Source organism: Chryseobacterium sp. HNCC26DJ239 (genome assembly GCF_057180445.1).
Window position 1 is genome coordinate 1 of the sequence record NZ_JBXUGJ010000024.1, and the last position, 203, is coordinate 203.

At 44.8% G+C, this 203-nt stretch carries 1 protein-coding gene; it reads left to right on the forward strand.

Going from position 1 to position 203, the window contains the following annotated elements; genetic code table 11:
• On the forward strand, nucleotides 1-190 hold a 190-nt coding region (locus AC2A1D_RS17815; RefSeq protein ID WP_484044919.1), incomplete at its 5' end, for a hypothetical protein.
• Nucleotides 191-203: the final 13 nt, after the last annotated feature.

A 203-nucleotide genomic window follows, 5' to 3' on the forward strand; every position in this document is an offset into this window, starting at 1 on the left:
CCATGTTCTTGAGAAATCTTTATTTTTGCTAAACCCTAAACCCGATTACTCATCACTTTTTACTCATTACCCATATCTAGCCCCGATAGTAGCGGTTACCCCGCAGTTGGATGGGAGAGTTTTAGAGGGGATGGAAGAGATGGGTTGGGTTATGCAGAGGAAAAGCATAGGAGCGCTTCGGAAAAGCTAGGAACGAGGAGTAT